The organism is Bradyrhizobium sp. Kon56, from assembly GCF_055807635.1.
In genome coordinates this window covers 356,508-383,063 of sequence record NZ_JBVVOU010000003.1, presented here as the reverse complement: position 1 = coordinate 383,063, position 26,556 = coordinate 356,508, and the positions used below count along the sequence as shown (strand labels likewise).

Here is a 26,556-nt window from a genome sequence, read left to right as displayed (position 1 = left end):
CGCGCGAGGGAGGCACGCGTGACGTCAGATCGGCTGCAACATTTCCACGGTCGTCTCGCCCTGCCGCTGATTGCCGCGCCGATGTTTCTGGTCTCGGGCGTCGAGCTCATGGTCGCGGCCTGCCGCAACGGCGTGATCGGCAGCTTCCCCACCGCGAATTGCCGTAGCACCGAACAACTCGATGAATGGCTCACCGACATCGAAGCGCGGCTGCGGTGGCATGAAGATCAAACCGGCCGAAAGGCCGCGCCGCTTTGCCCAAACCTGATCGTGCACCGCTCCAATGCACGGCTGGAGCAGGATCTCGCCGTGTTGCTGCACCACAGGCCGGAGATCGTCATCACCTCGGTCGGCTCGCCCACGACGGTGCTCAAGCCGCTGCACGACGTCGGCGCATTGGTGCTTGCGGATGTTGCCTCGATCCGCCACGCCGAACGCGCGGCGGAAGCAGGTGCCGACGGGCTCGTGCTGCTTACCGCCGGCGCGGGCGGGCAAACCGGCTGGCTCAACCCGTTCGCCTTCGTCCGCGCGGTGCGTGCGTTCTACGATGGCATCATCGTGCTCGCGGGGGGCATCAGCGACGGCCACGCATTGCGCGCGGCCGACGTGCTCGGCTGCGATCTCGGCTACATGGGTACGAAGTTCATCGCGACGCGGGAGAGCATGGCGGATGAGCGTCACAAGCAAATGCTGGTCGACGGCAGCGCGGACGACATCTTGCTGACCACCGCGTTCACGGGCCTGCAGACCAGCATGCTCAAGCCGTCGATCCTGGCAGCCGGTCTCGACCCCGACGATCTGCCGGCGCGCGGTGCAATCGACGTCGGCAAGGACATCGACGTCAACGCGCGCGAGAGCCGCCCCGAGCGCTGGCGCGATATCTGGAGCGGCGGGCATTCGATATCGGGTGTAACCGAAGTGATGGAGGCCAACGATCTCGTCGCGCGGACGGTCGCGGAGTATCGAGAGGCGGGTGGCCGCCTCTCCCCGTAAAAACCCGGAGACCGACAGGGCCCGTCGCCTCCATCACAGTTAATCGAGCGCTCCTTAGAAGCGGTCACTTAACGGCAGATTAACCATCGATCGCCCAGAATCCCCTCAGGCGCCAATCAGGACCGAGAGGGACAGGCGATGGACTTCGACTTTCTCAACGCCAAGACGGCGGCTTCGCTGGACGAAATTCGCGTTCGCGTGGCCCATGCGCTGGCCCGCCACCCGCTGTGCCGCAATGTTCGCTTCGACATCGTCAGCGTCCCCCGCACCCGCCGGGGCGGCAATTGGACGGTGGCGCTGCAATCGGTCGAGCCGCGTGGAGTCTGGGAGGCCTCGGAGATCGTGGCCGACATCCAGGACGCTTACGATCTGGCGCTAGCTGCTTGATTTTGTTGACCTTTCCAGATGATGTCGCCGCAGTCCGCGCGATTGCCGCCGCGATGGCACGGTTAAGCCTTAATTTTCGCCCAGTTTGCGGGCAGTGATCACGTGGACTTGAAGCCGGTTGCGGAGAGACGTTTGTCGAAAGCCATCACCATCGTCGTGCTGACCTGCTTCCTCGTCCTCGGCGCCGCCACCACCGCCATTCTCGGCCGCGACAGCGTGCCCAGCGTCAGCGCCGAAATGATCACGCAGGCGCCGGCGCCCAAGCTGCTTGCAACCAATCGGGCCGCCAAGGCCGACCGTCTGGTTCCGACGCTGGCGCTAGCCTCGGCCGCCATCGACCCGGTTCAGGTTCCGGCGGACAAGCTCTCGCAAATGCCCGTGCTGACCGAGCCGCTGCGTCAGGCGTTTGCCGCCGCCACGCCATCCGATTTCCCGATGCCCAAGGCGAGCGTGAACGAGGCTCCGGCCGCTGCAGAGATTCCTGCCGTCGAAGTCCCGGCCAAGCCGAAGGTCGTCGCCAAGCCGCAGCCGCAGAAATCCTATTCGCTGTTGTCCGACGTACAGATTGCGGGCATCAGGGACCGTCTGAAGTTGTCGTCGTCGCAGGAATATTACTGGCCGTCGGTCGAGACCGCGCTGCGCAACGTTGTCCGCAAGATCTCGGCAAACAAGCTGTCCAATCCGAACGTGCAGGGCGTGCCGATCGATCCCAATTGCGACGAGGTCCAGCAGTTGAAGTCGGCCGCGATGCCGCTGCTGTTCCAGCTGCGTGACGACCAGAAAGAGGAAGTGCGCAAGCTCGCCCGCATCATTGGGCTCGAGAAGGTGGCGCAGCAGATCTGACGCGCAAGTTCCTTCCGGAACTGCGGCTATATCGGGAACATCCTGCAATTGACAAGCGTTGCCCGCTCCAAAGAGGGAGTGGACCAATGCGCGCCTCGACAGCCTATTTCGTCGGTGCAGGAACCATCGTCGCAGCCATCGCCATTGGTCTCGGCGGCGGCATTGTCGCCGGCAATATCATGAATCCGGTCTCGCCCAAGCAGGGGCCTGATACCAGCAAGATCGCGCAGCGCGCTGACGCCAAGCCCGCCACGACGGAAGCGCCATCCGAGCGCCTGCAATATCTCACCGGCTCGCAAGCCTTCGGCGCCATGGTCGCCGCGCCAGCGCAGGCCGAAGCCAAATCCGACGCCAAGGCCGAGTCCAAGCCTGAGGCAAAGTCCGAAGCGGTGAAGCCCGACACGCAGACCACTCAAGCCAACGCTGAACAGCCAGCGCAACAGCCTTCGCAGGCGGCAGCGGTGGAGCCCCCGAAACCGCCACCGGCGTCGCCTCCGCAAGTCGCAAAGCCTGCCGAGCGGCAAGCATCGACAGAGCCGTCATCCTCATCCGACAACGCCTATGCCAAGGCCAGGGATTCTGACGTCAAGCGCGCCACGTCTGAACGGCGCCGGACGGAGCGCCGTGAGCGCTGGGCCGAGCGCCGCCACTACGATTTCCGCGAGCCGCGTGGGATGCGCGACCGCACCGATTGGGACGACGTCGCGCGCAACATCCGCGAAGATGCCGATGCGCGCGAGGTCCCGAGCAGGCCGCGCGGCGGCTTTCCGCAGATCAGGCTATTCGGCGACGACGATTAGCGTCCATCCTCGCCGTCGTGCGCGCGCCCGACCTATGACCGGCGCATCGACGTCTATGGCCTGACGGCTTTGACGCCGCCGAGATTTGTGTTGTGGACGCGAGCACTCACCCGCCGTGTGACTCCACGACCTTGCGGCAGCCGTCCGAAAGCTTCGACTTGTTCTCGCGCAGGCAGGCATTCATCTGTGGCGGCTTGCCGATATGTTCGGCGCAGAATTTGTTCGCGTCGCTTCGGCAGGTCATCTGCTCCTGCGGCGTCGGACCGGATTGCGCAGCGGCGGTCTGGGCGGTAGCGGCGAGCAGCAGCACGGCAAGAACCGAGATCTTCATAAAACACCTCCTTGGGAATGTCGTTGGTCCCGCCTGGGATCAAGCGGGCCGGACCATCTCGCGAGCGCCGGGCGCAGGTCCATGCCATGTTCATGGCATCGGCCAGCCCGTCCCGCCGCCGTACCCCCATTTTCATGGCATGTATCAGCGCGCCGTCTTTTGTCATTCAGGCTGCACGTCGGCCGCGAGACCCGGTGATTGCATCGGGCCGCCGAACGGGAAGCAGGAGAGCAAGATGTCGAAAAGAGCGGGAGCGCTGAGCGCCGGGCTGACAATTTTGGCGCTGGCAGGTGCGGCGACGGTCTCGCTGGGCACGAGCCCGGCGCAGGCGGTGGTCTATTGCAAGACGGTCGGCATACCCAAGGGCTGCGTGGTGCGGCCGAGAGCGGCAGTGGTCGCTGCGCCGGCCGCCGCAGTCGCGGTCGCGACACCCGGGGTCGGTGCGCCCGGTGTCGGCGTGCGCGCGGGCACGCCGATGAATCGCGGTGGTCCGGTCAATCGCGTCGGCGTGCGCTGAGAAAGACGAAAGAGTTCGGGCGAAGGAGCATTGCGGACGAACCCCCGTCTTCCGCAGGCAAATCATCCGGCCCGTCCCTCTCTCCGCGCGTCCCACACGTTCGGAGAGGGGGCTTTTCAGCCGACGGCGGCACCGCTGTCGGGGAAAATCTGCGGCAATTGCAGCCGCACGCGCGTGCCTGAGGAATCCGAGCTCAGATCGAGCATCGCCCCGCAGCGCGCGGCACGGCTCCTCATGTTGCGAAGCCCCCGCGCGGTCTGGCCCGCGTCGGTGGCTCTGCCGCTGCCGACCGGCGCAGAACCGTTCGCAAAGCCCTTGCCATCATCCGCGACCTTGATCACACCGAACGGCCCCTGACCTTCGTTGACCGTCTCGATGGTGACCGCGATGCGGCGGGCCTGTGCGTGCTTGACCGCGTTGGTCACGGCCTCGTCGAGGATGCGCACGATCTGGATGACATGCCATGGCCTGAGCTCGGGATGCAGCGGCAGCCCCTGCGGCGTGGCCACGTGCCAGTCGAGCGCGATGTCGTGCGGTCGCAATTGCGCGGTCGCTCGCTCGCGCCAGGAGCCGAGTGCGAGCATCAGGTCGCCGCCGATGTCGTCCATGGAGTCGATGACGAGGCGGAGGTCCTTCAGCGCCGCACGGGCAGCGTCGGTGATGGTCGCGCCCTCGTGCCCGCGCTCGGACAGTGCCACGATGCTGATGAGCTGGCCGCCGAGGCCGTCATGCAGGTCGCGCATCAGCCGCGTGCGCTCATTGGCGAGCGCGGCTGCCCTTGCACGCTCCTCCTCGCGGGCAAAGCTCGCCTTCAGCCGCTCCTCGGCCTCACGTACGCGCGTCACGAGCTGGTCGGCAAAGCTGTCGACCTGGTTCAGCGCGCGCGCGAACCGCCAGGTCAAACCGGCGCCGATCGCGACCAGCATCGCCGAGTAGGACAGGCGCGAGAGGAAGATGCGCTCGTCGGTCACGATCTCGAACACCGACAGCATGTCGTGGACCCAGCAGATCAGCACGATGGTCACCGCGCAGCCGAGCGTGAAGCTTGCCGCGTCCTGCCGCCGCACCACCGCGGCAGCGGTGACGCAGGCCATCAGGAGCAGGCAGAGACCGACGGTAGGAATGCCAAGCAGGAGAAACAGAATGCGCGGCAGCGGCGGGCCGGCGATCAGTCCGACGCCGAACACGACGAGCCCCGGCGCGAACAGCAGCATGCCGTAGCGCGGCCAGCGCCAGCCGAAGAACAGCACGCCGAAGACGACGACCAGGGCGCTCTCGATCGGTGCGGACGCGAGCAATACCGCGGCGAGCCGGGACGTGTTGAGGGGGGGCACCGGTGGCGGCGCAAAGGCCTGCACTACGCCGAGTACCATCGCCACGGCCAGCACGCCGTAAACCGGCTCGCGGCGGCGCATCAGCCACATGATCGCCAGGATGACGGCGAGGATCGACTGCCAAGCGGAGAACACCACGGGCAACGTGACGAACATCAGCGTGCGTGTCTCGTAGGCCGGCCGCAAGGCCGCATCCGGCCCGACATAGACGGTGTCGAGAAAGCCCTTGAGCGGTCCCCAAACCAACAGCCGTACCGCGATCTCGTTCGCGCCCTCGCGCAGCAGCGAGGACGGGATCGCCCCGATCTGCGGAGTGTTGCGGTCGGGCCGGTTGGCGTTGGCATTGCGTCGGGAATCCAGGATGACGACGCCGTTGATTGAGACTTCCACCGCGTTGCTGAAGCGCGGCAGGAATACCGACCATCCCGACGCGACATCGCCGCGGCGGAACGTGAAGGCGCCGGTGTAGAGCGGCGGGTCGGCCAGGGAATAGCGTGACGACGTGAAATGCGGCAGCGTCACGGGACGTGCCACGCCGTCCTCGCGCAGCGAGAATTCGCTCAGCGCAAAGTCGTCGGGGTCGCTGGGCTGGAGCAGCCGCAGCCCGAGGACGGTCGCGACCACTATCAGCGCCTGCAGCAGCAGATAGGGCACGAGACGCGAGACCAGCAGCCGGCGCCGCCCGGGTTTGACCGGTGCCTTGGCCACGATCTCGCTCACAGCTTGATCAGGCCCTGCTGCACCGCTTCGAACACCGCTTCGCTGCGGGTGTGCACTTCGAGCTTGCGATAGATGTTCTTGATGTGGCCGGGCACGGTCTGCCGGGACAGGCCGAGATGGCTTGCGATCTCGGCGTAGCTGAAACCTTTGGCAATGCCCCAGAGGATATCGATCTCGCGTGGGGTGAGCCTTGCGGTGTTGAGCGCGGGGCCCGGCGGAGGCTCGGCCGCATTCTGCGCGGAACCTTGCGTCCTGCGCACGATGAAGCGGGCGATCGAGGCCGAGATCGGCGAATGGCCGGCGACAAGATCGCGCACGGTGGTGGCGATATCAGTGGGGAACGCATCCTTCAGGAGATAGCCGGTGGCGCCAACCGTGATCGCGGAGATCACACTTTCTTCGTCGCCGAGCGCCGAGATCACCATGATCTCGGTGTCGGGAAAGCGTTGCCTTGTCTCGCGGATCAGCTCGACGCCGTGGCCGTCGGGCAGCCGCAGATCGGTGAGCAGCACGCGCGGCACAGCCGCGCTCAGCGCCGAACGAGCCTCTCCCAGCGTACCGGCGCTTCGCACCTCGTAGCCGGCCTTGACCAGCGCGTCCTGGAGCCGCCAGCAGGTCGGCGCGTCGTCCTCGACGAGGAGGATGGTGATGGCTTCACCCGTCTCGCCCTGTTCGGTCATGATCATCGTCGTCCTGCACCGCGTGTCCCCCGCGCCGCAGGGCCAAGTTTAGCCGCGGTGCGGGCGCCGCGACACCCATAATCATGGTGTCGCAAGGCATCGGTCTGGCGTTCCCGACGCGATGCCTACTGCTTCGTCGCACTGGCTCGTCCGGCGGCATGGGCGGGCCCGGCAGTCGCTGCACTAGATGCGCGCGGTACCGGCATTGTTCTTGTAGAACTGCTGATACGGCTCCTTGATCACGTCGAGCTTCGTCGGCCGCAGTCATGTCGCCGGAGGTTTGGCCTGACGCCCACGGCGGCACCGGGAAGTGAGATAGGCCACAGACGGGTTGACTTACGGGAGAAGACCCTCGAAATCATCCCGGAGCCAGCCTAGGGCCCTTGACGGATTGAAGCCTGCACCATGGTCGGATTGATCCTCCCGGCTCCGATGTCACGCCTGCAGCGTCTGGCCGGCCGTGTTGCGCTGGCGATTGCTCTGATGCTGGCAGCGGCGACGACCGCGCAGGCCGACAAGCGAGTGGCGCTGGTCCTTGGTGTGTCCAACTACCAGAGCGTCGCGCGGCTGGCCAATCCTGACAACGACGCCGCCGCCATCAGCGACGTGTTCAAGCGGATGGGGTTCGATATCGTGGAGCTTCGCCGCGATCTCGGCGTCATCGAGATGCGGCGGGCGGTGCGCGATTTTGCTGCGGTTGCCGCGGATTCCGACATGGCCGTGGTCTATTACGCCGGTCACGGCATCGAGGTGAACGGCGCGAATTTCCTGATTCCGGCAGATGCCAGGCTGCAGAGCGATTTCGACGTCGAGGACGAGGCGGTTCCGCTGGACCGGATTCTCCAGGCGATAAATCCGGCGAAGCGGCTGCGGCTCGTCATCCTCGATGCCTGCCGCGACAATCCGTTTGCAGAGCGGATGACACGCAGTGTCGCCACGCGTTCGATGGGCCGCGGCCTCGCCAAGATCGAGCCCGCCACGGCGGATACGCTGATTGCGTTCGCCGCCAAGGCCGGCGCGGTCGCCGGCGACGGCGACGGTGCGCACAGCCCGTTTGCGACCGCGCTCCTCAATCATTTGGCGACACCGGGCCTCGACCTTCGCCTGACGCTTGGCCGGGTTCGCGACGAGGTGCTCAAGAGCACGGGGCGGCGGCAGGAGCCCTTCGTCTACGGATCGCTCGGCGGCGACACCGTGGCGCTGGTGCCGCTGATTGCCCCAAAGGTCGATCCGGACGCGGAGTCCCAGCGGGACTACGAATTTGCGGCGCAGATCGGCACAAGGGAGGCGTGGACCTCGTTTCTCGGCGTTCACGGTAGCGGCCCCTACGCTGTGTCTGCTCATGCGGCCCTCGACAAGCTGGATGCGGCGGAGAAGGCCCGTGAAAAGGCAGACCTGCTGAGGCGGCAAGCCGAACAGCAAGCCAGGCAGAAGAACGAGGATGTCAAGAAGCAGATCGGGGAGCAGGCTGCGCGCCAGGCCGAGCAGGCGAAGCTCCAGGTCTCAGAACAGGCCCGGCGCGATCTGGAGAAGGAGCGCCAACGCATCGCCGACCAGGCCAAGCGCGAGCTCGACGATGCCCGGCGGCAGGTTGCGGAGGCGCGCCGGCAGGCGGAGGATGCGGCCCTTCAGGTCGAGCAGGCAAAGAAGCAGGCCGCGCTGGACGCGCAGCAGCAGATCGAGGCCGCAAGGCGCGAACAGGAACAGCGCGAGCGGGAGCGACAGGCCACACTCGCCGCGGTAACTCCGCCGGCTGCGCCTGCCCCTGCGTCGGTTGTCGTGCCGGCAATGGATCCGGCGGATATTGCACGCCTGCTCCAGGCCCATCTGAAGCGCGTCGGCTGCGATCCCGGGACCACGGACGGTGCCTGGACGGCGCCGTCGCAAAAGGCGCTCGACAATTTCAACCGAAACGCCGGCACCAGATTCGACGTCAAAGTTGCCAGCCTCGATGCGCTCGATGCGGTGCGCGGCCGGCCCGATCGTGTCTGTCCGCTGGTGTGCGCCAAGGGACAAAAGGCAGAAGGCGATCGTTGCGTCCAGATCGTCTGCGACGTCAATGACGTGCTGGATGCCCAGAGCGTGTGCCGCCGGCGTCCCGATCCGCCGCCGCAGAAGCCAAAGGCGGTATCGCGCCAGGAGCCGAGCCCGCGCGGTCGCGCACGTCCGTCCGGCGGAGCCGATTCATGCGGAGGCAGCTGTGAGGGTGATTGAGACCGGTGCCGAGAGCACGGTGCCTCGGCAGCTCACAGGCTGGGAACGACGTTGACGTTGACTTTCAGATTCAGGAACGTGCGCTTGCCGGCGCCGTCCTCGAAGTAGAGTCTGCTCTCGAAATGGTCGCTGCCGGTAAAGCCGGAATTCGGCCGGTACACAGCCTTCGTCGAGTTGACCAGGCTGTAAGATCCGTTCGCCGGAGAGACGACGACGTCCTGGCCCACGAACGGACCCAGGGATTGGAAATTGAACCCGCAACCGCGGTCTTGCGCGACCCGCATCGGGATGACGACATTACAACCCTGGCAGATGTTGAAATGCGGGCGACGGCAAGCTGCGTTGGCATTCAAGCCGTGGGCGTTTCCGTAGCTCTTGTAGCCCGGGCGCATCTTGTCGGCGCTCGCAGTGCCGGAAAGAAGCAACGAGGCGCTGGTTACAATCGACAATACAACTGTCATGAAAGGACGGATCATTCTGAAAACCCCTTGGCGAACGAAGCAAAAGCGATTTATGCCGACATAGAAGCTCAAGCGCCCCGGGGAGGCAAGTATCTGCGGAAGGTTGCTGGACAGCTTCCCAATGCCATGCCCCTTCCACTATCATTTCGAACAGGGAGGCGCCCGGCAGGACACTGCGCGGCGGCAACCGTCTCGCCTGACGGCCGGGCCTGATGTGTGATCGATGGCACAGACCCGAGGGCGGACCGCTATCGAAATAGTACTCATATCGATTGCAGCCACATTGCTGACCGCGTGGAGCGAAGCCTGCATCATGATCCGATTGAGCCCTTCAGTCCCGATGTTGCGTTCAAGCCGGTTGGTCTGCCGGCTTGCGCTGTCGATGTTGTGGATGCTGGTGGCGGCCTCGACTGCGCAGGCTGACAAGCGGGTGGCGCTGGTCCTTGGCGTGTCCAACTATCAGAGCGTCGCGCGGCTGGCCAATCCTGACAACGACGCCGCCGCCATCAGCGACGTGTTCAAGCGGATGGGGTTCGATATCGTGGAGCTTCGCCGCGATCTCGGCGTCATCGAGATGCGGCGGGCGGTGCGCGATTTTGCTGCGGTTGCCGCGGATTCCGACATGGCCGTGGTCTATTACGCCGGTCACGGCATCGAGGTGAACGGCGCGAATTTCCTGATTCCGGCAGATGCCAGGCTGCAGAGCGATTTCGACGTCGAGGACGAGGCGGTTCCGCTGGACCGGATTCTCCAGGCGATAAATCCGGCGAAGCGGCTGCGGCTCGTCATCCTCGATGCCTGCCGCGACAATCCGTTTGCAGAGCGGATGACACGCAGTGTCGCCACGCGTTCGATGGGCCGCGGCCTCGCCAAGATCGAGCCCGCCACGGCGGATACGCTGATTGCGTTCGCCGCCAAGGCCGGCGCGGTCGCCGGCGACGGCGACGGTGCGCACAGCCCGTTTGCGACCGCGCTCCTCAATCATTTGGCGACACCGGGCCTCGACCTTCGCCTGACGCTTGGCCGGGTTCGCGACGAGGTGCTCAAGAGCACGGGGCGGCGGCAGGAGCCCTTCGTCTACGGATCGCTCGGCGGCGACACCGTGGCGCTGGTGCCGCCGGTTGCACCGCCGATCGATCCGAACGCGGGAGCCCGGCGGGACTATGAGCTTGCAGCGCAGGCCGGCACCAAGCAGGCCTGGCTTTCCTTTCTCGCCGTTCATGCCACCGGCATCTATGCCAACTTTGCGCATGCGGCGCTCGACAAGCTCGAGGCCGCAGAAAAAATCAGCGAAAACGCCGATGCCGTACAGCGGCAGGCTGAGCAGCAGGTCCGGCAGAAGAGCGACGATTTCAGGAAACAGATCGAGGAGCAGGCGGCGCGTGAGACGGAACGGGCCACGCAGCAGATCTCCGAGCAGGCCCGGCGCGATCTGGAGAAGGAGCGCCAACGCATCGCCGAGCAGGCCAAGCGCGAGCTCGACGATGCCCGGCGGCAGGTTGCGGAGGCGCGCCGGCAGGCCAAGGACGCGGCCCTTCAGGTCGAGCAGGCGATGAAGCAGGCCGCGCTGGAGGCGCAGCAACAGATCGAGGCGGCGAAGCGCGAGGCAGACCGGCGCGAGAAGGAGCGCCAGGCTACGCTTGCCGCTCTGACCCCGCCCGCCGCGCCCGCTGCTGCTCTCGCCGTGGCGCCGACTAGCGTGCCAGCGATGGATCCTGCGGACATCGCCCGCTTGCTCCAGGCGCACCTGAAGCGTGTCGGTTGCGATCCCGGTGCGGCCGATGGCGCCTGGACTGCACCGTCGCAAAAGGCGCTCGACAGCTTCAACAGATATGCCGGTACGAAATTCGACGTGAAGGTCGCAAGCCTCGACGCGCTCGATGCGGTGCGCGCCCGGCCCGATCGCATCTGCCCGCTGGTTTGTGCGAGGGGGCAAAAGGCGGTTGGCGACCGCTGCGTCCAGATCGTCTGTGACAACAAATTCGTGCTGGACGCCCAGGGCGTGTGCCAGCGGCGTCCCGATCCGTCGCCCCAGAAACCAAAGGCGGTGTCCCGCCACGAACCGAGCCCGCGCGCGCCGTCTGCTCCGGCCAGCAGCGAGGGCGGCAAATGTCATACCTATGGCGGAAAACAGTACTGCCAGTGATGCGGCGTTGCTCGCCCTGGGTTGACGGGGTGGCGAGATCCTCGCGTCCGTCCAGGATGGCCCCTCTACGAAGCCTCTGCCCGCGGCGGCGGATATCGCCGGGCCAGCGCCGACAACGGCAAGTGTCGCTCGCCCTCAGGTAGCTCGAGATAGGCGAGCACGAGCGGCCGTTTCCAGTCACCGACGCCGAAATCCATCGCCATCCATTTCTGCGGTTCGGGGCCCTCAAGACCGCGCACCCAGACGAAATAGCGGGGGAGATCGTCGGCTTCCGTTTCCGTCACGCGTCTCCTGGCCATCAAAGCTGCTCGCTGTATCGTTACGTGTTGCCACACGATATGGGGACTGGCCTGGCAAAGTCGAACCGTCGAGGGAGGGGATGCCGGGAAGCACGCGGCCCTCTCCTGGCGAAGTGTCCGAAGGATGCGAGCCGTACATCCGCGAGGAAGCTCCGATTTGATCTTTCGATACTGTCCTTCTAGCCTCACGGTGACGTCTCCCGCGCACGGGTGGTGCGAACGCAAGGGTTTGTTCAGTGAGGATTCTGATTGTCGAGGACGATGCCGCCATGGCGCGCGGCCTTGCCGAGCGGCTCAAGCTGTCCGGGTTCGCCGTCGATATCGAGTCTGACGGGGCTTCGGCGGCGCAGACCGCCTTGCTGGAACCCTACAGCCTCATCATTCTGGACATCAACTTGCCGAACGTGTCGGGTTTCGGCGTCCTGCACAAGATACGGCAAGCCGGGTCGACCGTTCCGGTCATGATTCTGACTGCCCGTTACGCGACCGGCGATAAGGTCAGCGGGCTCGATCTCGGCGCTGACGATTATCTCTCCAAGCCATTTGATATCGCCGAATTTGATGCCCGCGTTCGCGCGCTCGTGAGAAGGGGACAGGGGCTTCCAAATCCAACCTTGATCTGTGGCCCGCTCGCGTTCGACCGCGCCGCGGGCACGATTACACTGAGCGGCCGGCCGCTTGAATTGCGACGGCGCGAGTTTGCCGTGCTGGAAGTGCTGATGACCCGCGCCGGCAAAGTCGTCTCCAAGGAGCGCCTGATCGCGGAGGTATTTGGCTTCGACGAGGCGGTAGCGCCGAACGCGGCGGAACTCTACGTTGGTCGCGTTCGCCAGAAACTCGGTCCTGACGGGCCGCGGATCCGAACCGTCCGCGGGCTAGGCTATCTGCTGGAGGTACAGTGATCGCCACCTGGCGGCCGTCGTTGAGGCGAACGCTCCTCACCAATCTGGTGGCGCCCGCCATTGTATTGGCGATGGTGCTTGGAATCGGCGGTATGTTGCTGATCCAGCGCGTTGTGCAGACAGTTCATGACCGGTTGCTCGATGGGTCGGTTCTCGCCATCGCCGAACGCGTCGGCGTGGAAGATGGCGAACTGACGGTCGACTTGCCGCAGGTTGCGCTCGGCATGCTGGAAAGCCAGTCGCACGACAGCATCTATTACAGCGTGACTTACCTCGGCGAATTGATCACCGGTTACAAGGATCTTCCACTATCCGGCTTCGATCGATTGAAGGCTGGCGAAACCGGCCATCGCGATGGCGCGTATCGCGGCAAAACGGTTCGTATCGGCGCGCAGGCGCGGCAGGTCTACGGCAGGCCGGGGCTGGTCCTCGTCGCAGTGGCCGAAACGGTGCAGGCGCGCCGCGTCGTCGAACGTGAAATGCTGATCGGACTGGCGATGCTCGAGGCCGGGTTGATTAGCCTCATCGCTTGCCTCGGCTGGTACGCCGTCGATCGAGGCCTGAGGCCGCTTGGCGAACTCAAGCAAGAAATCGACGCGCGCGGTATTCAGGGCGGTCCAAATCTCAGTCCGCTCGACCTTTCCCGGGTGCCGCAGGAAGCTTTAGCACCGGCGCTCGCGGTAAATTCCCTGCTACAGCGGCTGGATCTGGCCATCGGACTGGTGCGCCGATTCACAGCCGATGCCTCGCATCAGATGCGAACCCCATTGGCGATACTGCGGACGCATCTCGATCTGGTGCGACGCCTGGGGTCGGAAACGCCGGCGGGCCAATCTGCCCTCGACGAGGTCGATAACGCCATCAACCGCCTTGAACGGCTGCTCGGGCAGCTCGTGACACTGGCACGGGCCGACGAGCAGAACATTGCGCAACCGGCCGCGGAGAACGTTGACCTGAATGAGGTCGCCTTCAATGTCCTGTCGGAGCGTGCCCCACAGGCTTTCGCGAACGACATCGACGTCCAGTTCGATCGATCCGACTGTCCCGCGGTCATCGCCGGCAATACGGTCCTGATTGGCGAATTGCTGGCAAACCTGATCGACAATGCGATCCGCTACAACCGCCCCGGGGGGGTGGTCCTGGTTCGCGCGGTTGTTGACGCCACGACCGCGCGAATTGAAGTCGAGGATACCGGTCCGGGAATTCCGGAGGCCCATCGGGCCCGCGTCTTCGAGCGTTTTTATCGGATTCCGATGGCGAACGGCCCTGCAGGCAGTGGTCTTGGACTAGCCATCGTGAAAGCCTTGTCGGACCGTCTCGGGGCCCAAATCGTGCTTGCACCTGGCCCGGAAGGCCGGGGTCTGCGGGTTTCCGTGAGCTTTCCTCTTGCCAAGCGTGATGGTGAAAGCTCAAGTTGAGGCCGGATTGTGCGCTGCCGTACGAATGGCTGCGGTCCTGAACAAACTGAAGTCCGCAAAGCGGCTCATGGACGAGGAAACGTCACGATGGCGGCTGCCAAAGCCTTGGCCTTGTGCGTTGGGATCTTGCTGACGTGGCCTGCCATGTCGGAGCAGGCGCAGCTCGGCCCTCTCAAAGGGCAAGCATCCGCTATCGCCGGAGCTCGAGAGCAACTCAACATCGTATCGACGACCCAGGACGCGGACGTCGCCGACTTGCTTGCCGATTTCCGGGCAAGTCATCCGGACATCGAGATCGTCCATACAAAGATCAACTCGAACGATATCTACAATCAAGTCGTGGATCCCTCGACCTCCAGCGCAGCACCCGGAGACATTGTCTGGAGCTCCGCGATGGATCTGCAGATCAAGCTCGTCAATGACGGCTATGCTCAACCCTATGTCTCGAAGGAAATTGCGCATATCCCGGATTGGGCCATCTGGAAAGACGAAGCCTATGCCATCACGGCGGAGCCGATTGTCATTGTTTATAACAAGAATCTCGTTGCGGAGTCCGATGTACCCCGAACCCGCACTGACCTGAAGAGCCTTCTAAGCCGAAAGCCTGACATCTATCGAGGTAAGATCGCAACCTATGACCCGGAGCAGAGCGGGACCGGTTTCCTGTTCATCACGCGCGATGCCGGAATCACCAGGACAACGTGGGATTTGGTCCGTGCGTTTGGCAGCGCCGGTATCAAGCTCTATTCGACCACCGGAACGGTGCTTGATCGGATTTCATCCGGCGAACATCTGCTCGCCTACAACATGATAGGGTCTTACGCGATCGAACGGGCCAAGGAAGATGCCTCTATCGGAATCGTGTTTCCTGCCGACTACATCACCTTGATGTCGCGAATAGCCTTTATACCCGTCACCGCGCCCCACCCGGAATCCGCGAAATTGTTTCTTGATTACCTGCTTTCAGAACGCGGCCAGAAATTTCTCCTGGCCCGGTCAGTCGGTCCTGTGCGCCTCGGTCTCGGCGCGGAAGGCGTGATACCTGCGGATCGCAGCGGCGCAGTCAAGCCGATCCATATTGGTGCAGAATTGCTCACCTATCTCGATCAATCGAAACGAGCGAGCTTCCTCAAAGAGTGGCGCCGCGCGTTGCAGGATCGATAGAAATCCAGGGATCTGGATTTCAGACGGAATAACATCCGAGAGAAGCCCCCCATATCTGCCGGCTCATCAAGCGCGTCGTCTTCAAACCGATTTTCTTGCGGAGTGCGGCAGCGACAGGTTGGTGACAGGCAGCTGATATACGATGAGGCAGCAATCGTAGCTTGAACGATCGCTCCTCGCGTATCGGTCAATCCGGCCGCGATCAAGTTTGCAACACCTGCAAGACGGGTGAACAAGACAAAAAAACATAAACGATAAAAGGGAGGACGGCATGACGGTTACCACCGGACAGTCGAAGCTTGGCATGGTGCTCCGCGTCACCAGTGGCAACTTTCTTGAGATGTTCGACTTCTTTCTGTCGGGCGTCTACGCGTCGTACATCGCCAAGGCATTCTTCCCACTCGAAAATGAATACGCGTCACTGCTGCTGACCTTCGTTGCGTTTGGCGCAGGCTTTCTGATGCGCCCGCTCGGCGCCATCATCCTCGGCGCCTACGTGGATCGGATCGGCCGGCGCCAAGGCCTGATCGTTACACTGTCGATCATGGCTGCCGGCACGGTGCTCATCGCGTTCGTGCCAAGTTACGCAACCATTGGCATATTGGCCCCGATCCTCGTCTTGATCGGACGCCTGCTGCAAGGCTTCTCGGCTGGCGTCGAGCTTGGTGGGGTTTCCGTCTATCTCTCGGAAATGGCCACACCGGGAAAGAAGGGTTTTTACGCCAGCTGGCAATCGGCAAGTCAACAGGTCGCGATCATCGTCTCGGCCTCGCTGGGTTTCGCTCTCAATGCATGGCTTGCACCGGCGCAGCTTGACGATTGGGGCTGGCGTATTCCGTTCTTCATCGGCTGCCTGATCGTTCCTTTCGTATTCTTCATTCGACGCTCGCTGCAGGAAACCGATGAATTCCTGGCGCGGAAGCATCATCCGACACCCCGCGAGATCTATCGCTCCATCCTCGCAAACTGGAGCATTGTGCTTGCCGGGATGATGATGGTGATCATGACCACGGTGTCGTTCTACCTCATTACCGTCTACACGCCGACATTCGGCAAATCGGTCCTCAAGCTGACCGCGGCCGATGGCCTGATCGTGACGATTTGCGTGGGAATATCGAACTTCATCTGGCTTCCCATCATGGGCTCGTTGTCCGATCGGATTGGTCGTCGGCCGATCCTCATCGCCTTTTCGACTTTGGCATTTCTGACTGCATATCCCGCGCTTTCCTGGTTGGCCGCAGGCCCGACGTTCCCGAAGATGCTGACGGTCCTACTTTGGTTGTCTTTCATCTACGCCAGCTACAACGGCGCGATGATCGTCGCATTGACCGAAGTCATGCCGGTGGGTGTACGAACGTCGGGATTCTCCCTCGCATATAGTCTGGCAACGACGTTCGGCGGGTTTACGGCAGCGATCTGCACCTGGCTGATCGCTGCCACTGGTGACAATGCGTCGCCGGGATATTGGATGAGCGCGGCAGCGCTCTGTGGTCTGGCCGGGACGTACCTCGTTTACAGGCCGCAACAACGACGCGCGCTATCCGGCGCCAATTCGGTCGAGACGGTGATAGGGACGTGACCACCAAAGTGCTCGATGACGTCGACCGTCATCGAGCAAGCACAGTCCTCGAATAATTGCATCGAAGGAAATTGCCGATGAGCGTGACGATCGTCGTGCGCAGGCTAGTTGCGCTAAGCTTGCTGATTGTCTTGGCGGCCGCGGCTGGAATCGCCAAGGCGTCCGAAGTCAGGGTCATGATATCGGGAGGCTTGGCGACGCCTTATAAGGAGCTCGTACCGCAATTTGAACGCGCGACGGGAAATACGGTCGTCACGGCCTATGGCCCCTCGATGGGAACGACGGAGAACGCCATCCCCGTGCGACTGGCACGCGGCGAGGCGGCGGACGTGCTCATCATGGTCGGCGACGCGCTTGGCGAGATGATCGAGCAGGGCAGGGCGGTCAGAACCAGCCGCGTCGACCTGGTACGCTCGCCGATCGGGATCGCGGTACGCGCCGGAACGCCAAAGCCTGATATCGGTACTCCTGACGCATTGAAGCAGGCACTGTTGAACGCGAAGTCAGTTGCATACTCCGACAGCGCCAGCGGCGTCTATGTGGGCACCGAGCTGTTCAAGCGTCTCGGGATCGCCGCCGAGATGAAGGACAAGGCCAAAATGATTCCGGCGGAGCCGGTCGCGAGTGTTGTTGCACGAGGTGACGCCGAACTCGGCTTTCAACAGATCAGTGAACTTCTGCCGATCGCTGGAGCCGACCTTGTCGGGCCGCTCCCGCCAGACGTCCAGAAAATCACGATCTTTTCTGCAGGCATAACCTCCGGTGCCAGTCAGCCGGAAGCCGGACGGGCTCTGATTGCCTTCCTCGCTTCAGCTGCTGCTGCTCCGGCCCTGAAAAAAGCGGGTCTCGATCCCTTTGCAGCATCGGAGAAATAGACCGCTTCAGATCTGCGCGAGGCGGACGATTCCAGCGAAGGGGGACTTGATAATGAAGCAGTATCTCAACAGCTTCGGCGCACGCCAGACACTTGTCGTCGGTGCAAAGAGCTACGCCTACTATTCGCTTGCCGCAGCGGAAAAGAATGGCCTTCCCAGCATCTCCAGAAGCTCGCGATCGAGATCCGCGAGTCCGATGGTGCGAATAAGGCCATCATACCCTTGACCTGCCGCATCGATGCGCTCGACGAGCTCGAATATTTCCGCAACGGCGGAATTTTTCAATACGTCCTGCGCCAACTCGCTGCCTGACCGTCAACCCGAAACGAGGACGCCATGCCAACGAATTCCGCGCCGCTACCGAGGATCGAAGCGGAAACCATGCGCCGCATTACATGGCGCCTGCTTCCGTTTTCATGGTGTGCTATTTCATTTCATACGTTGACCGCGTCAATGCCGGGTTTGCGGCCCTGCAAATGAACAAGGACCTGGGCCTGACGCAGGCTGCCTTCGGGGCGGGCGGGGCGCTGTTCTATATCGCCTACATTCTTTTCGAGGTCCCCAGTAATCTGGCGATGCAGAAAGTTGGCGCGCGGATCTGGATCGCGCGCATTATGATCACATGGGGGATAGTCGGTATTCTCTCCGCTTTTGCGGTAGGGCCGATTACTTTTTATCTGAGCCGCTTCTTGTTGGGTGCAGCGGAGGCCGGGTTCTTTCCTGGTGTGATCCTGTATCTGACCTTCTGGTTTCCGGCGGCCTATCGCGCACGGATCGTTGCGGTTTTCATGGTGGCGATACCGCTATCGAGCTTTTTGGGATCGCCAATATCCGGCGCTTTGCTGGCGATGGATGGCGTGCTCGGCCTTCGTGGTTGGCAATGGCTTTTCATCGTTGAAGCCATTCCGGCCGTCCTGCTCGGCCTGGTCTCGTTCTTCGGGCTTCCGAACAGACCCGCTGATGCAAAATGGCTCGAGCCGGAGGCGCGCAATTGGCTCGACGCGCGCCTGCAGTCCGAACGATCGATGGCGAAGCAGGTCGGCCACATGTCGCTGTGGCAAATTCTGACCAACAAATATGTGCTCATCCTCGGTTTGATCTATGCGGGAAGCTCGGCCACGAGCAACGCGTTGTCGCTGTGGCAGCCTCAGATCGTGAAATCGTTCGGGATGTCCAACATGGAGACCGGCTTCCTGAATGCCATCCCATTTGGCATCGCCTCCGTTGCGATGATCTTTTGGGGAAGATATTCGGACAGGTCGAACGCCCATGCCCAAAACACCGCAATACCACTTGCGTTATGCGCAACGGCGCTGCTTGCGACCATGCTCACGAGCTCATTGCCCGTGACGCTTGCTATTCTGAGCGTGGTCTTGATCGGTAATTATTCGATCAAGGGACCATTCTGGGCCCTGGCGACTGGGACACTCTCTCCGGCAACTGCTGCGGCCGGAATTGCCGGCATCAATACCCTGTCGCACATCGGCACTTCTGGCGCGGTGTGGCTGCTCGGCGTCATTAAGGAGGCGACGGGTAGCTTCCCCATGGCCTTGATACCGCTGGCTTTGCTTCAAATCGCCGGGATCATCGCGGTGCTTTGGATCAGCAAGCAGGAAACTCTACCCGCCACCTCCGCCGCAAGCCCCGTACATTGAGTGCAAGGCAGCATGTCTGACATTCACAAAACCCCGCGGCTCTCATCTTCGAGGACATAGTAATGCCTGCTCAATCCAAATCGAAGCGGCCCGCTACGCTCATTCCAGGCGATGGTATCGGCCCCGAGATCGTGAAATCGGCCGTCGACATTCTCGAAGCGCTCGGCTCTCCATTCGAATGGGACATCCAGCAGGGTGGCCTGGCCGCGATCGAGGAAAGCCGTGATCCGCTGCCGCAGGCGACGCTGGACAGCATCCGACGTACGCGGCTCGCCCTGAAGGGCCCGCTAACGACGCCGGTGGGGGGAGGATTCCGCTCGATCAATGTTCGTCTGCGCGAAGAATTCGGCCTCTACGCCAATTTGCGGCCGGTTCGAAGCATGGTTCCCGGAGGACGATTCGACGAAATCGATATCGTGCTGGTGCGCGAGAACCTCGGCGGGCTCTATGTCGCTTTCGAACACTATATTCCAATTGGGGAAGATCCGCACGCGGTCGCCATTTCGACCGGGGTCAATACGCGTGAAGGATCGCGCAAGATCATCGAATTCGCATTCGACTACGCGCTCAAGAACGGTCGCAAGAAGGTGACCGTCGTGCACAAGGCCAACGTGCTGAAGGCGCTGACCGGCATCTTTCTCGAGGTCGGTCACGAGGTTGCAAAGAAGTACGAGGGCAGGGTCAAGATGGACGATCGCATCGTCGATGCCACGGCGATGCAGCTCGTCATGAATCCCTGGCAGTTCGACGTCATCGTCACTACCAATTTGTTCGGTGACATCCTGTCGGATCAGCTCGCCGGTCTGGTCGGCGGCCTCGGCATGGCGCCCGGCGCCAACATCGGTCCGGATGCGGCGATCTTCGAGGCCGTGCACGGCTCGGCACCGGATATTGCCGGCAAGGGAATCGCCAATCCGCTCGCTTTATTGCTGGCGGTCGGGCTGATGCTGGAGCACATTGATCAGCCTGATCTCGCAAACCGTCTTAGAACGGCAATTGATCAGGTCTTGCGCGAGGACGGCGTTCGCACGCCCGATCTGGGCGGCAAGGCGTCTACTGGCGACTTCACGCAAAGCATCATCCGTCGATTGGGAGGCTAAGCAAATGGTTGCTATTGCTGCATCGCACCCGACAATCCCCGCTGACAGCACGGCGCAAAAGCTCTCGCGTATCAAGGCGATTGTGGCTGCGTCGTCCGGAAATCTGGTCGAGTGGTACGACTTCTATGCTTACGCATTTACCTCGATCTATTTCGCGGCGGCGTTCTTCCCGTCTGGCGACCAGACCAGCCAGTTGCTGGCGACGGCCGGCATTTTCGCCGTAGGGTTCTTCATGCGGCCGCTCGGTGGCTGGCTGTTCGGCTGGATCGCCGATGCGCATGGCCGCAAGAATTCGATGGTGCTGTCGGTGCTGCTGATGTGCGCGGGATCGCTGATGATCGGAATGCTCCCCACGTACCAAACAATCGGCGCCGCGGCGCCGGCGCTCCTACTGTTTGCGCGCATGGCACAAGGCCTGTCGGTCGGCGGGGAATATGGAACGGCGGCAACTTATATGAGCGAGATTGCCGGCAAGGGCAACCGCGGGTTCTATTCGTCATTCCAGTATGTCACGCTCATCGGCGGGCAACTTCTCGCACTCCTCGTTGTCGTGGTTCTGCAGCAAACCTTGTCGCTCGACGAGCTGAAGGAATGGGGATGGCGGGTGCCTTTCCTGTTCGGCGCCGTCGCGGCCGTTGTGGCGTTGTATCTCCGCCGCTCGTTGCAGGAGACGGCCTCGGCGGAGACCATGCACCGCAAGGAGGCAGGTTCTCTCTCCGGCCTCTGGCATCATAAGCGCGCGCTGCTGATCGTTCTCGCATTCACGATCGGCGGATCGCTATTTTTCTATACGTTTACGACCTACATGCAGAAATTCCTGGTCAACAGCGTGAAGCTGGATGCCAAGACGGTCAGCTCGATCATGACCGCTGCCCTGATCGCCTTCATGCTGCTGCAACCGGTGTTCGGGGCGCTATCGGACAGGATCGGCCGGCGCAACAACATGATCCTGTTCAGCGCATGCGCTACCCTCGCTGCGGTGCCGCTATTGATGGCATTGTCCAGCACCACCAACGTCTACGCCGTTTTTGGCCTGATCATGATCGGTCTTGTGATTGCGTGCTTCTATACCTCGATCAGTGGCGTCGTGAAGGCCGAACTGTTTCCGCCCGAGGTGCGCGCCCTAGGCGTCGGACTTCCCTACGCGATTGCCAATGCGATGTTCGGCGGAACGGCGGAATATGTTGCATTGTCGCTGAAATCGTCCGGATACGAAACCCTGTTCTTCTGGTACGTCGCGGCGATGGCGCTGGTCGCCCTGGTCGCGTCGCTCTGGATGCCGGATACGCGGACGCGAGGCTATCTCGACGGCGATGGCCGGATCTGAACTGAAACACGACGGCCCCGTCATGCCTGCGACGGCGTCCGGAGAGCATTGAATTCGAATGGGAGAGACGCGCTGATGGCCAAGGGATCAGATTTGTTGGTTGCCGCACTCGAGAACGAGGGCGTCGACCGAATTTTCGGCGTTCCCGGCGAGGAGAACCTCGATGTCGTGGAAAGCTTGCGCAACTCGTCGATCAAGCTGATCCTGACACGCCACGAGCAGGGCGCGGCCTTCATGGCCGCGACTTATGGACGGCTGACCGGCAAGCCCGGCGTGTGCATCACCACGCTTGGCCCTGGCGCATTGAACCTGACGACTGGCGCCGCCTACGCGCTGCTCGGCGCCATGCCCATGATCATGCTCACGGGCCAGAAGGGCATCATGAGCAGCCGACAGGCCAAATTCCAGATCGTCGATGTGGTTAGCGCTTTCAAACCGTTGACCAAGCTGTCGCTCCAGATCGTCAGCACAAGCGGCATTCCGACAATCGTTCGCGATGCCTTCCGGATCGCCATGGAAGAGCGTCCGGGTCCGGTTCTTCTGGAACTGCCCGAGGACATCGCGGGCGAGGAATCCGAAGACGTCGCGATGGTGGCGCCGCATCCGATCGAGATCCCGGTCGCCCATCGTGCCTCGCTGGATCGCGCTGCCGACATGATCCTCAAGGCCAAGCGGCCCTTGATCATGCTCGGCGCCGCCGCGTCCCGGCCGCGCAGCACGGCCGGCATCGGCGGCTTCGTCCGCCGCACGAAAATTCCGTTCTTCACCACACAAATGGGCAAGGGAACGGTACCCGGCGGCAGCAACCTCTACATGGGGACGGCTGCACTCAGCGAGCGCGATTACGTTCATGAAGCGGTCGACCGAGCCGATCTGATTATTGCCATAGGTCACGACACCATCGAAAAGCCGCCCTTCATCATGGGCCCCAAAGGTCCTCAAGTCATCCACGTCAGCTACACGCCGGCCAACGTGGAGCGGGTCTACTTTCCGCAGTGCGAAGTGGTCGGCGATGTTGGACCGAGCCTGGAGTTGCTGGCCGATCGTCTCGAGGGGCGGCTGCATCATGCCGGCGCGCTGTTAAGCCTTCGCGAAAGTATCCTGGCCCGGATCGGCGATCGCGCGACCGAGGACCGTTGGCCCCCGACGCCGCAACGCATCGTGCACGATGTGCGAAAGGTCATCCCTGAAGACGGCGTCGTCGCGCTGGATAACGGGATGTACAAGATCTGGTTCGCCCGCAACTACCGCACCTATGTGGCGAACACGCTGCTGCTGGACAATGCCCTCGCGACAATGGGCGCCGGGCTGCCATCCGCCATGATGGCGGCGATGCTGCATCCGGAACGCCGCGTGCTCGCGGTCTGCGGCGACGGCGGCTTCATGATGAATTCGCAGGAGATGGAAACCGCGGTTCGCCTTAAATTGAATCTCGTCGTGCTGATCCTGGAAGATTCGGCCTATGGCATGATCCGCTGGAAACAGGCGGTCGATAGTTTCCCGGACTTTGGCCTCACGTTCGGGAATCCGGATTTCGTCAAATACGCCGAGAGCTACGGCGCGAAAGGCTCGCGGGTCGAAAGCACGGATTCGTTGATTCCGACGCTCGAAAACGCTTTCAAAGGTGGCGGTGTGCACCTCGTCGTCGTGCCGATCGACTACAGCGAAAATACCCGCGTGCTCGTGGATGAACTTCGCGAGAAGCTGAAGCAGGTTATTGAGCCGACCGTGTGAGCCGTCGGCGAGGGCCGATTGATGAGCTGAGCTGAAATTGGCGTGGTCGCAAGCGCCGGCAATGGAGAGTGCAATGAGTGAGCAGATCAACGAGCAGGCTGAGAAGATGCGGGAAATGGCGCAGACCACGCTGGACAAGGCGAAAGAGGCTGTGTCGAAATACATAACCGAATCCCAGAAGTTGAGAGAGAAGGCCGATTCCAGCGTTCGCTCAACCTATTCGGCGGCGAAGGAGATGAACGAAAGAGCCGTCGCGTTCGCCGAGGAAAATGTGGCTTCGGGCTTCGAGCTTGCGCAACGGCTGTTGCATGCCAAGGACCCGCAGGAAATGGGTGCAGTTTATCAGAGCCATCTCAAGGAGCAGATGGAAAAAATGAACGCGCAGTTTCGCGAGCTTGCAAGTGCAGTGAACCAGCCGTCGACTGTTGACCTGAATAAGTAGCGCCGGTCGCCTCAGAGCGAAATCAAATCGCTGATCACAGGATGTTGCCTGCACGCGTTCCGAGCGCGGACGGTGCATCGTCCGATCACGACAATCGCATCGCAGTGCGTCGGGGAGGCTCCAAGGTGGGCACGGAAAAGTCAGATACGCTGATCCATGACGTGCCGGCCGGCTGGGCACGGCGGGCTCATGCTGACGCTGCGAAATACAGCAGCATGTATGCTTCGTCGGTGTCGACGCCGGATGCTTTCTGGGCGGAGCATGGCAAGCGGATCGACTGGATCAAGCCGTTCACGAAGGTGAAGAATACCTCCTTTGCGCCCGGCAAGGTCTCGATCAAGTGGTTCGAGGACGGCACCACGAATGTGGCGATGAACTGCATCGACCGGCATCTTGCCCGGCGTGCCGGTCAGGTCGCGATCATCTGGGAGGGCGACGATCCCGCCGAATCCAGGCATATCACCTACGCGGAGTTGCACGATCAGGTCTGTCGTGTCGCGAATGTCCTGAAAAGTCACGGTGTGAAGAAAGGCGACACCGTCACGATCTACCTGCCCATGATTCCGGAAGCCGCCTATGCCATGCTCGCCTGCGCGCGAATCGGGGCGGTCCATTCCATCGTGTTCGGCGGGTTCTCGCCGGATGCCCTGGCCGGACGTATCGAGGGCTGCCAGTCCAAAGTCGTGGTCACCGCCGATGAGGGGCTGCGCGGCGGGCGCAAGGTACCGCTGAAGGTCAATGCCGACGATGCGCTGAAGAAGGTGGCCGGCATCGTGAAGACGATGATCGTGGTCAAGCGCACCGGCGGTGGCATCGACTGGGTCGACGGCCGCGACGTCTGGTACGCGGACGAGGTGGCAAAGGCCTCGGCCGATTGCGCGCCGGTCGAAATGAACGCGGAGGATCCGCTATTCCTTCTTTACACGTCGGGTTCAACCGGTGCTCCAAAGGGCGTCGTTCACAGCACGGGTGGCTATCTCGTTTTTGCGTCGATGACGCACCAGTATGTGTTCGACTATCACGACGGCGACATCTACTGGTGCACCGCCGATGTCGGCTGGGTCACCGGCCACAGCTACATCGTCTATGGGCCGCTGGCCAACGGCGCGACCACGCTGATGTTCGAGGGGATCCCGAACTATCCCTCAACATCGCGCTTTTGGCAGGTCGTCGACAAACACAAGGTCAACATCTTCTACACCGCGCCGACCGCGATCCGTTCGTTGATGGGTGCGGGGGAAGAGCCGGTCAAACAGACCAGCCGTGCGTCGCTGCGCTTGCTCGGCTCGGTGGGCGAGCCGATCAATCCGGAAGCGTGGGATTGGTATCACCGCGTGGTCGGCGATGGACGTTGTCCGATCGTCGATACCTGGTGGCAGACCGAGACAGGCGGCATCTTGATCTCGCCGCTTCCCGGCGCGACGGCTTTGAAGCCCGGTTCGGCAACCCTGCCGTTTTTCGGAGTGATGCCGGAAGTGGTGGACGCAAGTGGTGCCGTGCTGACCGGCGCATGCGAAGGCAATCTCGTCATTGCCGATTCCTGGCCAGGCCAGATGCGCACGGTCTACGGCGACCACGAGCGCTTCATGCAGACCTACTTCGCGACCTATCCGGGCAAGTATTTCACCGGCGATGGCTGCCGGCGCGACGCCGACGGCTACTACTGGATCACCGGCCGCGTCGACGACGTCATCAACGTATCCGGTCATCGCATGGGGACAGCCGAAGTCGAAAGCGCGCTCGTCGCACATCAGAAGGTTTCCGAAGCCGCTGTTGTCGGTTTTCCGCACGACATCAAGGGGCAGGGCATCTACGCCTACGTCACCTTGATGTCGGATGCGGAGCCCTCCGGAGAGTTGCGCAAGGAACTAGTGGCCTGGGTCCGCAAGGAGATCGGACCGATCGCCGCACCCGATGTCATTCAGTTTGCGCCGGGCCTGCCCAAGACCCGCTCTGGAAAGATCATGCGTCGTATTCTGCGCAAAATCGCCGAGGACGAAGTCGGCGCGCTCGGGGACACCTCAACCCTGGCGGATCCGGCGGTGGTCGATGATCTCATCAAAAACCGCCATAGCCAAAAGGCGGCGCGGAAATGAATATCGACGCGATTTCGATCGGCGACAATCCCCCGGAGGACGTCAATGTCATCATCGAGGTTCCGATCGGCGGTGAACCGATCAAATACGAAATGAACAAGGCGGCGGGCGCGCTGTTCGTCGACCGCTTCCTGTATACGCCGATGCGCTATCCCGGAAATTACGGCTTCGTTCCGCACACGCTTTCGGACGATGGGGATCCGATCGACGTGCTCGTGGCCAATTCGCGGCCGATCGCTCCTGGCGCCATAATCAATGTGCGGCCGATCGGCGTGCTCAAGATGGATGACGAGGGCGGCGGCGACGAGAAGATCATCGCCGTGCCGATGCCGAAACTGACGATGCGCTACGCACACGTCAACGGGATCGCCGACATGCCGCAGATCGCGATCGAGCAGATCCAGCACTTCTTTGAACACTACAAGGATCTGGAGCCGGGGAAGTGGGTGAAGGTGATCGGATGGGGCGACAGTGCCGAAGCGCGCCGGCTGATCGTCGAGGCCATCGCGCGGGCAAAGAGCTGAAACCGAGATATGGGC

25 protein-coding genes are annotated in these 26,556 nt (G+C 62.5%); 19 read left to right on the top strand and 6 right to left on the bottom strand.

From position 1 onward, the window contains the following. The first annotated feature begins 18 nt into the window (after positions 1-18). From AC0L3B_RS07440 to AC0L3B_RS07425, 4 genes are all read left to right on the top strand, one after another. Entirely contained in the window at positions 19-993 is a 975-nt protein-coding gene (locus tag AC0L3B_RS07440) for an NAD(P)H-dependent flavin oxidoreductase (protein WP_473380236.1), read from the top strand. A gap of 138 nt (positions 994-1,131) precedes the next feature. Then, the gene (locus AC0L3B_RS07435; protein WP_018453152.1) at positions 1,132-1,380 is read left to right on the top strand and encodes a hypothetical protein; all 249 of its coding nucleotides are present in this window, start codon (positions 1,132-1,134) and stop codon (positions 1,378-1,380) included. 132 nt (positions 1,381-1,512) lie between these two features. Further along, positions 1,513-2,223, top strand: coding sequence for a hypothetical protein (locus AC0L3B_RS07430; protein WP_018453153.1), 711 nt, complete (start codon positions 1,513-1,515; stop codon positions 2,221-2,223). Between the two features lie 86 nt (positions 2,224-2,309). After that, entirely contained in the window at positions 2,310-3,023 is a 714-nt protein-coding gene (locus AC0L3B_RS07425) for a hypothetical protein (protein ID WP_085350794.1), read from the top strand. Between the two features lie 106 nt (positions 3,024-3,129). Here AC0L3B_RS07425 and AC0L3B_RS07420 read toward each other — a convergent pair whose 3' ends face one another. After that, positions 3,130-3,354 carry a cysteine rich repeat-containing protein gene (locus tag AC0L3B_RS07420; protein ID WP_018453155.1) on the bottom strand — a complete coding sequence of 75 codons (225 nt, stop codon included), beginning with the start codon at positions 3,352-3,354 and terminating at the stop codon, positions 3,130-3,132. Between the two features lie 235 nt (positions 3,355-3,589). Here AC0L3B_RS07420 and AC0L3B_RS07415 point away from each other — a divergent pair, with 235 nt between their 5' ends. After that, complete coding sequence (locus tag AC0L3B_RS07415) at positions 3,590-3,871, top strand: hypothetical protein (RefSeq protein ID WP_026232471.1); 282 nt, start codon at positions 3,590-3,592, stop codon at positions 3,869-3,871. A gap of 116 nt (positions 3,872-3,987) precedes the next feature. Here the strand turns inward: AC0L3B_RS07415 and AC0L3B_RS07410 are convergent, their stop codons facing one another. Beyond that, positions 3,988-5,925: an ATP-binding protein gene (locus tag AC0L3B_RS07410; RefSeq protein ID WP_473380235.1), complete on the bottom strand. Its 1,938-nt coding sequence runs from the start codon at positions 5,923-5,925 to the stop codon at positions 3,988-3,990. Next, on the bottom strand, positions 5,922-6,605 hold the full coding sequence (locus AC0L3B_RS07405; protein WP_018453158.1) for a response regulator: 684 nt from the start codon (positions 6,603-6,605) through the stop codon (positions 5,922-5,924). Before AC0L3B_RS07405 ends, AC0L3B_RS07410 begins: the two co-directional genes overlap by 4 nt. A gap of 405 nt (positions 6,606-7,010) precedes the next feature. On the opposite strand from AC0L3B_RS07405, the gene AC0L3B_RS07400 reads away from it, so the two are divergent. Further along, entirely contained in the window at positions 7,011-8,819 is a 1,809-nt protein-coding gene (locus AC0L3B_RS07400) for a caspase family protein (protein ID WP_473380234.1), read from the top strand. 32 nt (positions 8,820-8,851) lie between these two features. On the opposite strand, the gene AC0L3B_RS07395 is transcribed toward AC0L3B_RS07400, so the two are convergent. Continuing rightward, positions 8,852-9,295 carry a hypothetical protein gene (locus tag AC0L3B_RS07395; RefSeq protein WP_204512507.1) on the bottom strand — a complete coding sequence of 148 codons (444 nt, stop codon included), beginning with the start codon at positions 9,293-9,295 and terminating at the stop codon, positions 8,852-8,854. Positions 9,296-9,620: 325 nt separating this feature from the next. Here AC0L3B_RS07395 and AC0L3B_RS07390 point away from each other — a divergent pair, with 325 nt between their 5' ends. After that, positions 9,621-11,426 (top strand): caspase family protein, encoded by a 1,806-nt coding sequence (locus tag AC0L3B_RS07390; protein ID WP_473380233.1) that lies wholly within the window; start codon positions 9,621-9,623, stop codon positions 11,424-11,426. A gap of 65 nt (positions 11,427-11,491) precedes the next feature. Here AC0L3B_RS07390 and AC0L3B_RS07385 read toward each other — a convergent pair whose 3' ends face one another. Then, on the bottom strand, positions 11,492-11,725 hold the full coding sequence (locus tag AC0L3B_RS07385) for a hypothetical protein (protein ID WP_026232472.1): 234 nt from the start codon (positions 11,723-11,725) through the stop codon (positions 11,492-11,494). Positions 11,726-11,961: 236 nt separating this feature from the next. Between AC0L3B_RS07385 and AC0L3B_RS07380 the strand changes: the two genes are divergently transcribed. From AC0L3B_RS07380 to AC0L3B_RS07360, 5 genes are all read left to right on the top strand, one after another. Beyond that, on the top strand, positions 11,962-12,627 hold the full coding sequence (locus AC0L3B_RS07380; protein ID WP_018453161.1) for a response regulator transcription factor: 666 nt from the start codon (positions 11,962-11,964) through the stop codon (positions 12,625-12,627). Continuing rightward, positions 12,624-14,045 (top strand): sensor histidine kinase, encoded by a 1,422-nt coding sequence (locus AC0L3B_RS07375; protein WP_085350790.1) that lies wholly within the window; start codon positions 12,624-12,626, stop codon positions 14,043-14,045. The genes AC0L3B_RS07380 and AC0L3B_RS07375 overlap by 4 nt, the downstream gene beginning before the upstream one ends. An 87-nt stretch (positions 14,046-14,132) precedes the next feature. After that, a complete protein-coding gene (locus AC0L3B_RS07370; protein ID WP_085350789.1) occupies positions 14,133-15,209 on the top strand; it encodes an ABC transporter substrate-binding protein in 1,077 nt (358 codons plus the stop codon). A gap of 271 nt (positions 15,210-15,480) precedes the next feature. Beyond that, on the top strand, positions 15,481-16,788 hold the full coding sequence (gene tcuC, locus AC0L3B_RS07365; protein WP_018453164.1) for an MFS transporter: 1,308 nt from the start codon (positions 15,481-15,483) through the stop codon (positions 16,786-16,788). Between the two features lie 77 nt (positions 16,789-16,865). Next, positions 16,866-17,663, top strand: a complete 798-nt coding sequence (locus AC0L3B_RS07360) for a substrate-binding domain-containing protein (protein WP_085350788.1) — start codon at positions 16,866-16,868, stop codon at positions 17,661-17,663. A 120-nt stretch (positions 17,664-17,783) separates the two neighbouring features. Here AC0L3B_RS07360 and AC0L3B_RS07355 read toward each other — a convergent pair whose 3' ends face one another. Next, positions 17,784-17,963, bottom strand: a complete 180-nt coding sequence (locus tag AC0L3B_RS07355; protein ID WP_143273402.1) for a hypothetical protein — start codon at positions 17,961-17,963, stop codon at positions 17,784-17,786. A 95-nt stretch (positions 17,964-18,058) separates the two neighbouring features. Between AC0L3B_RS07355 and AC0L3B_RS07350 the strand changes: the two genes are divergently transcribed. From AC0L3B_RS07350 to ppa, 7 genes are all read left to right on the top strand, one after another. After that, positions 18,059-19,318: an MFS transporter gene (locus tag AC0L3B_RS07350; RefSeq protein WP_473380232.1), complete on the top strand. Its 1,260-nt coding sequence runs from the start codon at positions 18,059-18,061 to the stop codon at positions 19,316-19,318. Positions 19,319-19,380: 62 nt separating this feature from the next. Further along, positions 19,381-20,418, top strand: coding sequence for an isocitrate/isopropylmalate dehydrogenase family protein (locus AC0L3B_RS07345; protein ID WP_085350786.1), 1,038 nt, complete (start codon positions 19,381-19,383; stop codon positions 20,416-20,418). 4 nt (positions 20,419-20,422) lie between these two features. Continuing rightward, a complete protein-coding gene (locus AC0L3B_RS07340; RefSeq protein WP_210350919.1) occupies positions 20,423-21,745 on the top strand; it encodes an MFS family transporter in 1,323 nt (440 codons plus the stop codon). A 75-nt stretch (positions 21,746-21,820) separates the two neighbouring features. Continuing rightward, the gene (locus AC0L3B_RS07335; protein WP_018453170.1) at positions 21,821-23,479 is read left to right on the top strand and encodes an acetolactate synthase large subunit; all 1,659 of its coding nucleotides are present in this window, start codon (positions 21,821-21,823) and stop codon (positions 23,477-23,479) included. A 73-nt stretch (positions 23,480-23,552) separates the two neighbouring features. Continuing rightward, entirely contained in the window at positions 23,553-23,921 is a 369-nt protein-coding gene (locus AC0L3B_RS07330; RefSeq protein ID WP_240544017.1) for a phasin family protein, read from the top strand. A gap of 41 nt (positions 23,922-23,962) precedes the next feature. Further along, the gene (acs, locus tag AC0L3B_RS07325; RefSeq protein ID WP_473380231.1) at positions 23,963-26,017 is read left to right on the top strand and encodes an acetate--CoA ligase; all 2,055 of its coding nucleotides are present in this window, start codon (positions 23,963-23,965) and stop codon (positions 26,015-26,017) included. After that, positions 26,014-26,541: an inorganic diphosphatase gene (gene ppa, locus AC0L3B_RS07320; RefSeq protein WP_018453173.1), complete on the top strand. Its 528-nt coding sequence runs from the start codon at positions 26,014-26,016 to the stop codon at positions 26,539-26,541. The genes acs and ppa overlap by 4 nt, the downstream gene beginning before the upstream one ends. Positions 26,542-26,556 lie beyond the last annotated feature (15 nt).